The organism is Methylobacterium sp. 275MFSha3.1 (genome assembly GCF_900108435.1).
Classification (GTDB): Bacteria; Pseudomonadota; Alphaproteobacteria; order Rhizobiales; family Beijerinckiaceae; genus Methylobacterium.
The window spans coordinates 1-13,588 of sequence record NZ_FNWP01000033.1 but is presented as its reverse complement, the minus strand read 5'-3'; the positions used below and the strand labels follow the sequence as shown (position 1 = coordinate 13,588).

The following is a 13,588-nucleotide window of genomic DNA, read 5'->3' as shown; positions in this document are numbered from 1 at the left end:
GTTACCATCGGTTCAAGCGTCGCGTCGCGCATTCGCGAGTGATGCCGCGAAACGCACGCCATCACAACGGCCGACCGACAAACGAGGGGCGCGATGCGGATGCGGGCGTCATGGCCCAGGCGGTGCTCGCCGGCGGATCGCCGGTCGGGGCTATGACCCGGTACACCGCAGGCCTGAGTCCCTCTGCGGTCTCGCAGCCGTGATATCCGGGATCTTCGGCGCACAGACGGCCTTCATCCCTCATTGAGGCTGGGCATCGGCCGAGTCTTAAGCCATCGCGCAGACCGACGGCCCGCTCGAGCTTCGCGAGTCGGCCGGAACGTCATGGCGGCAGACGCTCGGATCTGCCTTATGGTTGCGGCATCGCTCAGGTCCGCGAAGCGATGAACCAAGCCTACACCACCGCCCGTCCAGATCTGCTCCTGCACCGCTTCGGCGAGAGCAAGGTTGCTTTACGCCTTCCGCTTCAGCGCCTGCTCGCATCGAAGCGGCGGAACGGACCGGCAACAGCCTTGCTCAAGCGTCGGAGCAATCCGCCCGGCTCGCGCTCAAGTGCCATCACTCCGGTACCCGCCGTCGGGACGTCGGGACGTATATCTTCGCGCGTCCAAGTCGTCTGCCGTCTGATGACCCGTGCCGGAGCACCGACAGCGACACAGCCCTTCGGAATCGTCTTGGTCACGACAGCCCGCGAGCCGACCACGACGTTATCGGAAATCGTCGCCCCGGGATTGATCAAGACGTCAAGGCCCAGCCAGACGTGTGTTCCGATCGAGACGTTGCTTCCGAAACGATTGAGACGCTTCACATTGGCGTGATCGAAGATCGCGTGCATGTCGTCGGTGGCTATTTTGACGTTGCTCGACCATAAATTGTCGTCGCCGACGTATATCAGGCCGCCGTTTCGAGCGTCGAGATTGGCCGCGTGAATGGCGAATAGATTGCCTGCGAGGACGATCGTCGATTGTTCGCCGCAGATGATGGTTCCGTTCGGAAGGCTGCATTGAGGGCCGAGAAATAGGTGCGGTGCCTCTCCGGCGAGGAAGATGTGGCTCGGCGGATTGCAATTCGATCCGATGACAACAATCGCGTTCCGAGGCGGGTTCGTGCCCACATACGACAAGGGCGGAACGCCGCCCGCGGGGGGCTTGACCAGTATGTTGCCGCCATCGTGCCACCAAGAGGGCATATCCGCAGCGTGAACGATCAGGCCTTTCTGTAGAAAAATCTCCTCCACGGCATGAGGCAGCCGCCGTCCGAGGCGATCCCGGAGCCGACAGAATGCCGTGACGGCTGAACGCCTCAACTCAGATTCGTGATTCTCCATGCGTTCTGTCTCTTTCTGCCGCGAATGCCGCAAGGCTCAAGTCGTCTACACGCCCGCCAGAATGGATACGTGCAGAGCGCAGCCCTCTTGGAGCCCAGCTGATCAGGACCGCCTATTCTGAGCCGACTGCACGAAACTGTCAGACCGTTGCGCCGGAGACGATCCTCAGGACCAGTTCTGAAGCGCTGGACTAGTAGATCTCGATCTCATCCAGATGCAGATAGGTGTGCTCCTTGAGCTGAAGGCGGACATAGCGCGCCCTCTGTCCCGACAGCATCACGCGCAGGGGACGGCCATCCTTCCCGCCGAAGGTGTAGCCTGCTTGGTCGTGGACGATATGCCACCGCTCGCCGTCATCGGACAGGAGCACTTGCAGAGTCCGCGCTCGATCCCTGGCGCCGTCGACACGATTGAAGACCCGCACCTCGTTGAGCAAATGTGGGCTCTCCAGGTCGACCTGCCACCAGGGGCAATCCTCCTCTCCGGTATGGAAGCCGAAATACCCGGAGATATGGCCGTTGACACCGCCGCCTGGGCCACGCGCTGCCAGGAAATTGTCGGACCACTCGCTCCAACTGCTCTGGCTGGCCGGCTTATTCAGGGCGAGATTACCGCCGTAGGTCGGAAGCGGGGGACGTTCGCCCTTCTCCCGCCGAAAGAAGGCGTCCCCGTTCCCGTTCTCGTCCAGGCTCAGCCAGTGCATCAACAGCCCGAAGGGCTCGAGAAAGTCCGTGATCTCCTTCAGGCTGCAACCGCCGTTGTACAGGGGGCGCAAGCTCGCCTCGACGAAGACACCATCCACGAAGGCGAGGCTCTTTCGGGCTCCCTTCAAGACATGTAGATCAGCCCCCTGCGTGTCGATGACCCATAGATTAGGTACCCGACCGGGCGTGTGCGTCTCGATCAGGCGGTCGACCGTCGTGGTCACCATCGTCTCGACTCCGGTGAAGGTGACGCCAGGATACAGGCGAGCGTGCGAGCCGAAAGCCAAGAAGCTCGAAGATTGACCACCATTGCTTGCGACGTTGAAGTTGATGACTTCACCCTCCTTGTCCGAGCAGACCGCCTGGATCGGATAATGACCCGGCATGTCTTGGAGGTTGCGTTTCAGGACCTCGACGACGGTCGATATCGGCTCGACATAGAAGCAGGGGCTCGCTCCGATCGCCTGATAGTCGAACCGCTCCTGACCCTCGCTCGCGCCGATATGCAGGATACTCTCCACGGGCAGAAACGCCGCGTCCATAGCCGCAAGCTGATCGAGCATTGAGTCGTCCCTCATAGTAAGCTAGCTGCGCCATCTAGCGCATTCGGGCGGGTTCAGGAATCCGATCGTCTTGCGATAATCCTTCCAATGGAGGCCAGCTCGTGCTTGAGATGTTCCTTACGTGCTCCCAGTTTTGAGGAAATAATGATATAGAATTGCGGCTCTTTTCATTTTTGATTGTGAGATCTGGTTCTGCTCGTTAAATCGGCGATTGCTGAAAAGCGCAATATATATCTGCTCGTCTGTCCGGTGGCGTGAGAAGTCGATCATTGTAATGAGTTGCTTGGCGCGAAGAACGACGTCATCCATATGGTCGATGTCAGTTTCTCCATGGGCGTTCAGCCATCGTTTGAAGGAGATTTCGTCGAGATGCATTCGCTGACCTGTAACCATGGCTGCTGGTCGAATATCTGATGGGTTCTGCGTCTGGTCCGCCCAAAAAGCGAGAAGCGAGGCGCGGCGTACGCGTCGGGCGAGTATCGGCCTGGGCAGGTGAATGGCTCGCTGGCTGCCGTGTCGCGGGGCTACTCCAAAAATTGAGTTCTGGGTGAGGCGCAGCACATATTGGACATTATGCAATCTTTCCTCTTCTCGGCACGCCGCAGATCGGGACAGGTTTGGCCTCATCGTCGCGCAATTTTAGAGTGAGAAAATCGTATGATCGAGGAAGGAATGGCAGGTCGGCGACTGCGATTCTGATGCTCCAATTGCTGCGCATTGCTATTGGATTCTCAGTGCGTTAAACTGCTGCAGCCGATATATAGCGCCGAAATCAATTTCTGCATGGCCGGTTATTCAAGCATACCAAAAAATTAATATCTTCATAAGGCGCATCTGATGGCTTCCGGCGCTCCTGCTGGAATATCGCGCGTTTCTGTGTGCGCAAGGAGCGGTTAATTAGATAGCCAGGCATATTGTTGGCAGCTTGGTTGTTGATCGAGTTTCCATGCTACGCACAGCAGCTGCTTGGCCGGCTAAAAATGACCTTTTTGTCGAGTTATGGTCTGTTTAGGTGATTTTATGCATCTCTAATTTGAGGGCGGGTAAAAATTGATTGATTGAGCGGTCTTCAGTCTCGTTGCGGTCAAGCAACATCCAGCGAAGGTCACGGTCGTCCATACGGGATACATCGGGGGCGTCGGCACGAGGCAATCTCATGCGCATATCGAACTCGGAGCGGGTCTTGGCCTGATAATGATTGAGTTGGATGCCGTCGTAGACCACGCGATCGGCACTGCCGATCGTTCCTGGAGCGACATCCGTAAAATCGGACAGCGTGCGCCGGCCCGATATCGTGTCGACTTCGTGGATATTCACCTGCCGGATCTGCGCTGTTCGACCAAGCGTTTTGTAATGCGCCTGATACAACCAATCGGGTTCGGCGCAGCGCACAAATGCCTCCGTGACGAGTCCGTAGTCCGTTTGGCTCCATCCCGAAGAGCCGAACGAGCGCCAATTGATATGCACGGCCGACACCTCGGCGGGCACACGGGCGAGATAGCCGGACACCGACCCATCGCGCCAAGGCACGAGGAACTCGTCGATATCGAAGAATGCGACCCATGGTGTGGTCACGAGGGGCAGTGCCGCGGCATAGGCCGCAATCTGTGGAGACCCACCATGGTCATCTGGAACCTGGTGCAGGGAGATGGCCGGACTGCGCAGGGCCGCCCGACTCACGACCGCGGCTGTCCCGTCCGTGCTGCCATGATCGAAGACGAGGATGCGGGTGAAGCCGATCGCGAGATGAAAGGCCAGCCACTCGGCGATGTACGGCGCTTCATCCCGTGCGACGGCGATCAATGTGCAGTCGTCCGTACTGCGTCTCCGCGCTCGGGCGGCCACAGCACGGACTCCGTCCGATAGCTGTCCGAGGATGGCTCGTATCATCGCGCGCAGGCGATCCTGACTGCTGATGCCCTCACGCCGCTGCCCTCCAGTCCGGTCTTTTCATCGCGGTGACGAGCATTGCGCATGCCCATAAACGCGTCTGTGAGCAGGTCAATTGTCACAGCCTCGGTCGCCTCAATCCCACCTCCGGCGACGCAGGCGAAACTCCATGACGCGTCCCGGTGACCGTCAAACTGACTCCCGAGGACGCGGCGCCTGCATCGCTCCTCCCCCCTCTATCGATGGCATGTTCGCGCGACAATGCGGAGCAATTCCGCGCAGATCCATCCGCATGGCGATGGCGGATCGCGCTTGGCTTGCGGGCCCACCAAGCCCTCCAGACGCGCGATCAGGCTCGGCAAATCTTTTGGGAGGCGGTTCGATCGATCGCCATGGCGACGGCTGCCTCCTCGACGGCCCTGCGGCGGATTATCGACTCGGGATCGGGGCTTGGGCCGATGAGGTCTGCCCCGATCGCGCCGCCGTAGGTGCAGCCCATGGTGTCAGCTGACAGCTCAGCTCGATTTGAGGCCGGCGGCAGCGGCGCGCCGGAGGCGCCGCCAGCGCTTGTGGTTCGATCACCTCTCGATGGCTGTTGGCGGACCACAGGGAAGCGATCGCCGGTCACTGAAAGGCGCACCCGATTGGTCGGCTGCGGATGGGGCGCTCGGGCGGGTGGCACCTTCTCTACGGGTGCCTGACCTCATCCAGCTTGCATCTTGCTGACCACCGTCTTGACCAGGAACAGGCCGATCGTGATGCACGTCAGGCCGAACATGATGACATACAAATAGTCCACCTGAATCCCAGCGGTTGGATAGTAGGCGGATCGAATCCACTCCGAAACTTGCAGAGCCGGATTGTACTTCATCCAATAATAAATTTTATCGGGCAGGTAGCTCGGAAGAAACATGACGCCGCTTGACACGTACAAAATGATGCTGAACAGCGCGTAGCCGAGCAGCCAGCCCGGGAAGAACCCGATGATGGCTACGTTGATCGTTCCAACGCCGATGCCGAGTATGATTGCAGCAATATAGCCGCAGACGGCGGTGAAAGGATAGGTCGGCACCGGGTTGGTCCCCATCGCGACTAGGACCGAGGCGATGACGATTAACGCCAGGAAGCCGGTTACGATCTCGACGAGGATTCTTGAGAATAGCAGGTCGAATAATTTAACTTGCGGATAATACGTAAGCGGTCGGTTCATGATAACGGATTTCATGACCTCGCGCGAAATATATTGAAACACCAAGACGGGCACGGCGCCGGTGGCGAAGAACATGGCTCGGTCGTCGCCGAGGGGCGCCGGAAGCTTCTGAAAGGTATAGATCGTGATCAGCATGATCACATGCACGCAGGGCCAGAGCACTACGACTCCGTAGCCCCACAGGGAGGCGCCGAATCGGGTGCGCATGTCGCGCAGCATCAGTGCATGCAGGACGTGCAGGTAGGACTCGAGCGGGCTCTTTGGACTGTGAGCCTGCGGCGGGAGTGACATAGGTCGGACCCTCTGCTTTGCGCGGGGCATCGCCGCAAACATGGGCGAAAGTGCGTTGGCGGCCGAGGAAACGGATCACGAGGCCGTGCCACTGCGGCGTCCAGCCGGCCTGTCGAGGCAGAGGCGCTAGTCGCTACCGGCTGCCTGCCGCGGGAGGTGATGCGGACGGCGAGTTATGGGACGGTCGATCGGGTAGATCGGCCGTTCGCTGACCGCCGCGTTTCGTGTGCGAGCTATCCCCGTTGACATTTCGACCTCGCGCGCAGCGCGGTTGACGCTGTGCAACGATTGTGACCTATGCCGGACCGCGTTGTAGATTTCGAGACTTAAGCGATGGCCGGGGACGATACACTGGCGAAGGCTCTTGCCGATGTGCGGCAGCGAAGGGCGGATCTTCAATCCGATTATGAGCGGATTGTGACGGAACTCACCAAGCTGCGAACGGCTGAAAAATCGCTCGCGGCGATTGTGGAGGGTGGCCCCGGTGCCGAGGTTGATTTCGACACGGATTTCGCCGCGATGGAAGAACGTCCCGGCAGTCCCAAGAGAGGCAGAGGGCGAGGCAGCCGCGGTCCCCGCGCGAATTCGGCCAAGGGCCGGTTGAAGGCGCTTTTGGAACAGACTGGCCCGCAAGGCCTTTCTCACGCGGAACTCGAGCGACGCCTACCGGACGTCGCGCCGAACACGCTCAACACCTATCTCAGCATGATGGTCACCGGGGGGGAGGCCGTGCGCCGCGGTGATTTCTACGTGGCTGCCGCCCCTGCCCAGCATGATGAAGCTGCGCCCGAGGCCGCTGCCGACGTGACAGATCACGGCGCACAAAGCGAGGCCACCGATTGAGGGAGGTGCTCTGGCCAAGCTTTCTGGTTTGGCGCTTGTAGGCCACCGCCAATCCGCGCTCACCGATCGCCCGTCACCGCGATCGCGCCGGTCAGGCGACTGATCGACACGCGGATGCTCGCTGCTCGCGTCCCCATGATGCATGCGCCGCTTTTCGGATATGGCGCAGCGGATCAGTGCTGACGCAGACCATCTTTGTGGCCACGATCCTCGCCGGTTTGCAGCCTATCAGGTACCTAAGCCGGCTGGCACGCCGGTTTAGGTTCAAATCCGATGCCAAGCGACAGTCGGCGATCCGCTATCGAATATTGACGTAGCGATCGGCTTTCGTGAGCAGCAACAATGGATGTGTGCGTCGGTAACGGCGCGCTTCCGACACAATTCTTGTTGGATCGCCGCGGAGAGCCTACTGCCGAAGCTGCGTTATATCGCTCTGTCCATTGAGCTGTCTGCGACCACTCGGCAGCGCTAGCGGACAATATTTGCCAATCCGCGTGCGGTTCTCACATCGTTGCCGTGAGGATATCAACGCTTATAAAGTCGCAGCTTGGCCGTTATTACCCATACGCCCGCACCTCGCTTCGACAGGTAGCTTCCGCGACAGCAAATTTTTGGTCGTTGGCCGTGGCGCGGTGAGCGTCAGTGCGAGCGCTATGGGCGATGTCAGGCTACCAGGTAAACGCGCGTCGGCCTGACGCCTTCGTTATGCCACGTCGTCGCTGTTATGCGGCAGCCGAGGTGTCCGTTCGGCACCCGCGCACTTGGAGTCGCTTGTGCTTGATGCTTTGGAGCAGATGGGGATCGCGGGCTTTCCCGTGGAGAGCGTCCTCCACGTGGGGGCCAACGAGGGGCAGGAACGGAACGACTACGCGGCGAGTGGCGCCAGCCCGGTCCTGTACGTCGAGCCGGTCGACAGCGCCCTCGCGATCCTTCAAGCCAACCTCGCCGACATGCCGTTCCACAAGGCCATCCGGGCGGTATGCGCCGAGCGGGCGGGCGAGGAGGTGCTGTTCAACGTCGCCAGCAACGGCGGCCAGTCCTCGAGCCTGTTCGCCTTGGGCGCACATGCCGAGCACCACCCGGACATCGTCTACACGGGTGCGCAGCGCATGGTCACGACCACGGTCGACCAGATCGTGGCCGAGCACTGCGCCGGGCGGGTGCCGAACCTGCTAGTGATCGACGCGCAAGGGGCGGACCTGCGGGTTCTGCAGGGTGCGCGCCAGAGCCTGCCTGCGGTGGACGGCGTGTACATCGAGGTCAGCGAACAGCCCCTCTACGAGGGCGGCTGTACGCTGGAGGAGGTTACGGCGTTCTTGAAGGGCTTCGGACTGCGTCCGCGTTGGTTGCGCCTGGATGGAGCGGGCCATGGTGAAGCGTTCTACTGTCGCCAAAAGCCAGCCTACCCGATCCTGCCACTGTTCGACGGCGTGGTGAGTGTCGGCAAGCCGGCGGCGCAGAGCAGCCTGTGCGAATGGTCGTACTTCGACGTCGCGGATGGACCGACAGGTTGCCTGAACGGTGCGCCCACCGGACGGCCTGGCTTCCACACGGATATCGAGGACGCCCCCTGGTGGCAGGTCGACTTGGAGGCGGTCTACGCGCTGAACGAGGTCCGGGTGTTCAATCGCATGGATGCCGCGCGGGATCGATCGCGAACGTTGCGGGTATCCCTGTCGGAAGACGGGGACATGTGGCGCCTTGTACATGACCAGGGCGGCTATACCTTTGGCGGCGCCGATGGGCGACCGCTACGGGTGATGCTGGCGGGCGAGCGAGCGCGTTATGTGCGGTTGCAACTGGCCGAGCGGACCTATCTGCATCTCGACAAGGTTTTTGTGCTCTAACCTTGATCGATGACCGCTTGGCCGACGCTGTCCTCTGCGGTGTGGTGATTCGCAGCGCGATCAAGTAGATTCTGCTGCTGAACCACCCAAGGTGATTGAGATCATGGATGGTCGAAGCGCGATACTAAGGGTGGCTCGCTTCCACCATCCATAAGGTTTTAATCAACTCTTCGATCAAGCGTCACAATGTGTCGGTGAATGCGCTCAAATTTTTTTTACGGGTCCTGCCGACGCGATCTGCGATCCAAAAGGATCAATGGCGCACGGCGCTAACGGGCGATAGGTCGCCCTTGCCATATTGGAGCCGAGTGAGCTCGGCGTCAGAGTCTAAAGCGATTGAGCCATTGCGTGAGGCCTGTCTCGAGCGGAGCCGGTGCCATTTCGCCTCGCGGAACTGAGCCTTGATACAACCGAGGCCTGCTGGCCCAGAAACGATCGCGCTTGCTGCCGATCATGCCCAGTCCGACTGCGGCCGGACCAGCCCCGTGGCGGAAGCGCCCAGCAGCCCACACGCGTTGCCAGCGATCACGCACCTTGAGATCTGCGTCTTCTGAGCGGAGGCGATCGTGTCCGAGCACGGCCAGAATTCTCTCAGGTGCTGACGTCGCTGGAATCCAGACCCAACTTGAGAATACGTAGCTTCGATTTGGATCGAAAGCTTCTGCGGCGACAGATCGAGCGAATGATGTCAGCGCCGTATTCTGGGCTTGCCCTCGATGCTGACGCAATCGTTCGGGAAATAACATCGCGTCCGCGTGCGGATCAGGATAAAAATTGGTTTCTGGAACGTTAAAGATGGTCGCGTAGGCAGTGTCGCACAGCCGGATCCACGGCTCGAGATCGACATTCCACGCGGTCTCCTGCGGTGCGAATCTTCGCACATGTCCCGTGAAAATCCTGTCGGCGATCTGACGTACAGGCTTTGGCCGCCAGTCAGGACCAGCCTCCTCGACTCTTAGAAGCGCCGATGGGCCATGCCGGGCGAGCGCGGTCGCCAAGCGTGCGAAATCCGCATCGGTCTCGCCTTGGCCGGTCTTGCGCACCAGGATCCTCGTACCCGCAGCCAGATCCACAAGCATGCGGTGCTTCAGATGAGCGATGCGTGCGTATTGCCGTGATAGAAGTTCCTCAATATCGATCGATCCCGCCGCCTGCGCCGTGTTGGACCATATATTATACCGCCGGCTTGCGCAGTAATAATAGTTGCTTTCTGTCGTTTCGATGCGAAGATCGCCTGGAGCGCCATATTCGGAAAAATCCGTGTCCAGCGCGTGTATCAAGTCGGAAATGGGCGTATAAGAAAATCGCAGTAAGCCCGAAGGCTCTACTTCAGCGTATCGTTGAACGAAGCCGAATTCGCAATTTCCGCCTAGGCTGCGGAATGCGTCCAAACGGTCGCTAAGACTTGGGGTAGGATCGCCGGATGTCGTCAGGAGCTTTTCAGCCGGGCTGGCCAGGCGAGTATCTATGCTTTCTGCCGAATGCGTTCTCATTGTTTGACTCTGATCAGGCCGAGGCCCAATTCTTTCTTACCGCTGACTTCACGGCGTCTGACATGGCCACGTCGAACACGATCATGTCCTCGACCGCCTTGACGCTCTTCAGGCGCTCGGCCAGCGCCAGCGTCTCGGCCGGCACCGGCGGCAGGATCGGGATCGGCGCGTCGATCCCGAGGCGGTCGAACAGCGTCGACGCGAAGGCGGGGAACTGTGTCGTGTGGCCGACGATCTCCACCCGAGCGAGAACCTCGATCGCCGCGATCGAGTTGCCCGGATGCAGCCGGTCGTCCGGCATGCGGGTCCCGAGCTGGCGGGTCAGCGGGTTGTAGAGCAGCCGGTAGGCGGGCTCGGGCAGCATGCGGAAGAAGCGCTTGAGGCTCTTCACGTCGGAGAAGTCGTAGTCGTCCACGAAGGCGGCGGCCTCGGCCAGCGGCCCCAGGCGCCAGCTGCGCCCGGGATCGGCGGCATCCGCGGCCCGGGCCTTCAGCCAGCGCAACCGGGCCGCCATCTCGATCTGCGGTTCCTGGAGTAGGATGGCCGTGACCATCAGGTCCGGCGTCAGATAGTTCTCGTAGCGTGGGACGGTTAGGTTCCCCGCCAAGAATTGTGACTTGGCATCGGGTTTCATTAATATAATTGACAGAACTTCGTCGGACAACCGATCGATGTTGAAGTAGCTGCTTTTGAAATACGGGAACAGCGCGGCCTGTAAAGGCGCTTCCGCATTGATACCGGTGCTTATGAGGCATAGGCGATGAGGCAATGTCCCGTCGGCCGGAGCGCGACGATGAATGAGAACGTTGGTGTCCGCTTCGAAAAGCTCAAGGCGCGGGATCTCGGATAGGCCCGGAACTTCCGCCTCGGTTATCAGGAAGACACATTGACCGGTCGCGTGCCAACCATTGCGCTGAAACTCCTCTGACACGATACTGGCTTCGATCTGTGCCACACGCCGTCCTTCGACGGACACGACGACGCGGCCGACGGCGAGAGGATTGTCCGGCACGATCCAGCCTCGGATCGAGTGTCCATCGTCATGATCGATGAAGAAGCGCATGGCGGTGCCCTTACCGAAGCGTGGCGCCTATGTCACCGATGCAGCATCCCCGGCTCCTCGGTGCGGAGGCGTCTGCCTCGCCGGAGCACCTTGCCCGCGGTGTTCGAGGGGACAAGCAAACGTGGCGTCGCTCTCCTCGGGCGAGGCTGGTTCGCGCCGACTGCATCTCGTTACGCGAGGCTGTCGACCCCGGCTTCTGTGACAGCCTCGGCAAGGCAAGAAGCCAGCTCGGCAGCGCCTCGGCAAGTGAGGACGCAGCCGAACCGTCACCAATCGCTGAGCGCGGCGCGCCGCCACCGATTTTCCGCAACACAGCGGTACTCGTAGTTCTGATCCCAGGCGTGCTCGCCCTTGACGCAAGGCGCGTTGGCCGTAGCCGGGACATGGGGAACGGTCTCGATGACGCGACCAATGTGGACCGCTCCGTCATCGTCCAGGCGAAGCGTCGGGCCGCCAGGCGTCATGTAGGTCAGTGCAGCATCGCGATAAAACAGAAAGTGCCCGAATTTCCCCTCTGGCGTTCCGTCCAGCGCGAGAAATTGTCCCGATCCCATGAGGATTGCGGCGCCGCTGAAGATGCCGCCAGCCAAGTCTAAGCCGATACCAAATGCGCCGTTCACATTGGACGTGCTGAAGGCTCGATCGATGGTGGTGCCTGCTGTTGGGCTGATCATGACGCCGTATCCGATATGGCTGCCCGGCTGGCCGCCCCCGGCACCGTGGAGGATGACGCGCTGCCGATGTGGATCTGGCCCGACCGCACCGCCAACATCGAGCTCGGCGCCGATGCAACCGTAAGTCGGCGGCTGCTCACCAGTTCTATCGACACAGTTGCCGTTCAGTCCCCAACTCGGACCGGTCGGCTCCCCGGTGTCGGTTGGATCGCGCCAGATCGTGCCATTCACTGCGACGTTCTGTGCGCCGGTCGAACCGCGGCTTCGGTTATGCTGCTCACCTGTGATCGTCCACTCGTAGCCGGCCGAGGAGAAGCCCGTCGTGCCTAGAACCCAGAGCGCCTTGTATGTGTAGCCTGGTTTGCCGGTCCCGGCTTGAACCTCGCGATCGATGCGCAGCGTCGGCCGCTCGTCGAACGCATTGGGGTTCGCGGACTGGTTCCAGAGAAACGCGGGAATACCCTGAAGCCCTGGCGTTCCGGAGTTCATGACGCTCGCGGACCAGGGCGGCGCCGTGTCCTGCTGCGCTAGGGCGAGACCCGACGAGAGGGTGAGTACCGCCGGAGCGAGAATGGCTCGAAACATCAAGGCTCCTGATCGCGTGGGTTGCCGTCGGGCCGAGTATGTGAGTGGCACCAGTGAAGTAGGACGGTCCCCCAACAATCGGCTTACTGGACACCGCAGGTCGCATGATGGCAGGCGCGATGTCGACTGGAAGCCCCGATCCCCCCGCCATAGGTCGATGCCTCCCTCCATTAAGTGCGTCGGCCGATGCAGCCGGTCGCGAAGCAGGCGGCCCGATGGTAACGCTGCCGCCCGGCTGCGGTTCTGCCGGCTGAGAGCCTGGCGCAAGAGCGTGCGAACGCGCCCTCGATGACAGAATGCAAGACCGGCGGTAAGGCCGCGCCAGAATCCTATGCTCCGATAATTTTCACTGGCCGCGTGCAAGGTGTGCGCAAGATCCGAAAGGCTGGTTCGGATCAGGGGATTTTTGTTTGCCTGCTCGTGCTTTTCCGGGGCGAGACGGCAACCCGATCGGATTCCGCTGGAGCTCGATATTCGTTCTGGCGGCTGCTGAGGTCGGCGATGGCGCGATATGATCTTGCTGCGGCGTCCCGTGTCGACGTCGACGTCCGTCGCGGCCCCGATGTTGGGATAGCGAATTGAGGCGATCAGACCAGCTTGCTGCTCGATAAGCTCGCGATTGGTAGGCAGTCCGCGTCGGAAGCCGAGGGTCTTGATACGTCGTCGCTGTCGATCAGGACCGCCGCTGCTCACAATCGGCCCCCTTTCCTGTCGATTGATGGTCCTGAGCGCGTGTCCGCGCAGCGAGTTTGGCGCTCCTCCGCCCCACGGTTGCTTGAGACACCCCGTTAGCGGACGGTCTCCGCCTCAGGGGTAAGAACGATGACGACGACTACAGGAGCGGTTGCCGGTGCGGTCGGACCTGGCCGGGGTGGGCGCATGTCCCGGCAGCGCAAGCGGGACGCGGTGTTGCGGCTTCTGCGTGGTGAGGACCTGGAGAGCGTCTCGCGCGGCCTGGGCGTGACGGCGGCGACCTTGTCGGGCTGGCGCGATGCTTTCCTGGCGGCGGGCGAGGCCAGCCTGTCCACCCGGCCCCTCGATGCGGAGGCGCTGGAGAGCGGGCGTCTCAAGGCCAAGCTCGGCGAGATGCTGCTGGAG

The 13,588-nt window shown here is 61.1% G+C and carries 11 protein-coding genes; 3 read left to right on the top strand and 8 right to left on the bottom strand.

Annotated elements, in window-relative coordinates; all coding sequences use genetic code 11:
• Positions 1–466: 466 nt before the first annotated feature.
• The 5 genes from BLW78_RS31110 to BLW78_RS27350 form a co-directional block, all read right to left on the bottom strand.
• Positions 467–1,327 carry an acyltransferase gene (locus BLW78_RS31110; protein ID WP_139307759.1) on the bottom strand — a complete coding sequence of 287 codons (861 nt, stop codon included), beginning with the start codon at positions 1,325–1,327 and terminating at the stop codon, positions 467–469.
• Positions 1,328–1,517: 190 nt separating this feature from the next.
• Positions 1,518–2,594, bottom strand: a complete 1,077-nt coding sequence (locus BLW78_RS27360) for an FkbM family methyltransferase (RefSeq protein WP_170855263.1) — start codon at positions 2,592–2,594, stop codon at positions 1,518–1,520.
• A gap of 117 nt (positions 2,595–2,711) precedes the next feature.
• On the bottom strand, positions 2,712–3,155 hold the full coding sequence (locus BLW78_RS31105; protein ID WP_139307758.1) for a hypothetical protein: 444 nt from the start codon (positions 3,153–3,155) through the stop codon (positions 2,712–2,714).
• A 447-nt stretch (positions 3,156–3,602) separates the two neighbouring features.
• The gene (locus BLW78_RS27355; protein WP_170855262.1) at positions 3,603–4,397 is read right to left on the bottom strand and encodes a glycosyltransferase family 2 protein; all 795 of its coding nucleotides are present in this window, start codon (positions 4,395–4,397) and stop codon (positions 3,603–3,605) included.
• A gap of 790 nt (positions 4,398–5,187) precedes the next feature.
• The gene (locus BLW78_RS27350) at positions 5,188–5,985 is read right to left on the bottom strand and encodes an ABC transporter permease (protein ID WP_091683268.1); all 798 of its coding nucleotides are present in this window, start codon (positions 5,983–5,985) and stop codon (positions 5,188–5,190) included.
• A gap of 333 nt (positions 5,986–6,318) precedes the next feature.
• On the opposite strand from BLW78_RS27350, the gene BLW78_RS27345 reads away from it, so the two are divergent.
• Together BLW78_RS27345 and BLW78_RS27340 are read left to right on the top strand one after the other, a co-directional pair.
• Positions 6,319–6,828, top strand: a complete 510-nt coding sequence (locus BLW78_RS27345; protein ID WP_091683267.1) for a hypothetical protein — start codon at positions 6,319–6,321, stop codon at positions 6,826–6,828.
• A 773-nt stretch (positions 6,829–7,601) separates the two neighbouring features.
• The gene (locus BLW78_RS27340) at positions 7,602–8,675 is read left to right on the top strand and encodes an FkbM family methyltransferase (RefSeq protein WP_139307757.1); all 1,074 of its coding nucleotides are present in this window, start codon (positions 7,602–7,604) and stop codon (positions 8,673–8,675) included.
• Positions 8,676–8,995: 320 nt separating this feature from the next.
• Here BLW78_RS27340 and BLW78_RS31100 read toward each other — a convergent pair whose 3' ends face one another.
• From BLW78_RS31100 to BLW78_RS31095, 3 genes are all read right to left on the bottom strand, one after another.
• Positions 8,996–10,168, bottom strand: a complete 1,173-nt coding sequence (locus BLW78_RS31100) for a hypothetical protein (protein WP_139307756.1) — start codon at positions 10,166–10,168, stop codon at positions 8,996–8,998.
• Positions 10,169–10,181: 13 nt separating this feature from the next.
• A complete protein-coding gene (locus tag BLW78_RS27335) occupies positions 10,182–11,231 on the bottom strand; it encodes a hypothetical protein (RefSeq protein ID WP_091683265.1) in 1,050 nt (349 codons plus the stop codon).
• Positions 11,232–11,497: 266 nt separating this feature from the next.
• Entirely contained in the window at positions 11,498–12,394 is an 897-nt protein-coding gene (locus tag BLW78_RS31095; RefSeq protein WP_170855261.1) for a hypothetical protein, read from the bottom strand.
• 918 nt (positions 12,395–13,312) lie between these two features.
• On the opposite strand from BLW78_RS31095, the gene BLW78_RS27325 reads away from it, so the two are divergent.
• Positions 13,313–13,588: helix-turn-helix domain-containing protein (locus tag BLW78_RS27325; RefSeq protein WP_139307754.1), on the top strand; the 276-nt coding region annotated here is incomplete at its 3' end.

What these genes read in the sequence shown, in the direction of transcription:
- BLW78_RS27335 (WP_091683265.1), bottom strand. Translation starts at nt 11,231, where the DNA reads ATGCGCTTCTTCATCGATCATGACGATGGACACTCGATCCGAGGCTGG.
- BLW78_RS27350 (WP_091683268.1), bottom strand. Translation starts at nt 5,985, where the DNA reads ATGTCACTCCCGCCGCAGGCTCACAGTCCAAAGAGCCCGCTCGAGTCC.
- BLW78_RS27345 (WP_091683267.1), top strand. Translation starts at nt 6,319, where the DNA reads ATGGCCGGGGACGATACACTGGCGAAGGCTCTTGCCGATGTGCGGCAG.
- BLW78_RS27360 (WP_170855263.1), bottom strand. Translation starts at nt 2,594, where the DNA reads ATGCTCGATCAGCTTGCGGCTATGGACGCGGCGTTTCTGCCCGTGGAG.
- BLW78_RS31100 (WP_139307756.1), bottom strand. Translation starts at nt 10,168, where the DNA reads ATGAGAACGCATTCGGCAGAAAGCATAGATACTCGCCTGGCCAGCCCG.
- BLW78_RS31110 (WP_139307759.1), bottom strand. Translation starts at nt 1,327, where the DNA reads ATGGAGAATCACGAATCTGAGTTGAGGCGTTCAGCCGTCACGGCATTC.
- BLW78_RS31095 (WP_170855261.1), bottom strand. Translation starts at nt 12,394, where the DNA reads ATGAACTCCGGAACGCCAGGGCTTCAGGGTATTCCCGCGTTTCTCTGG.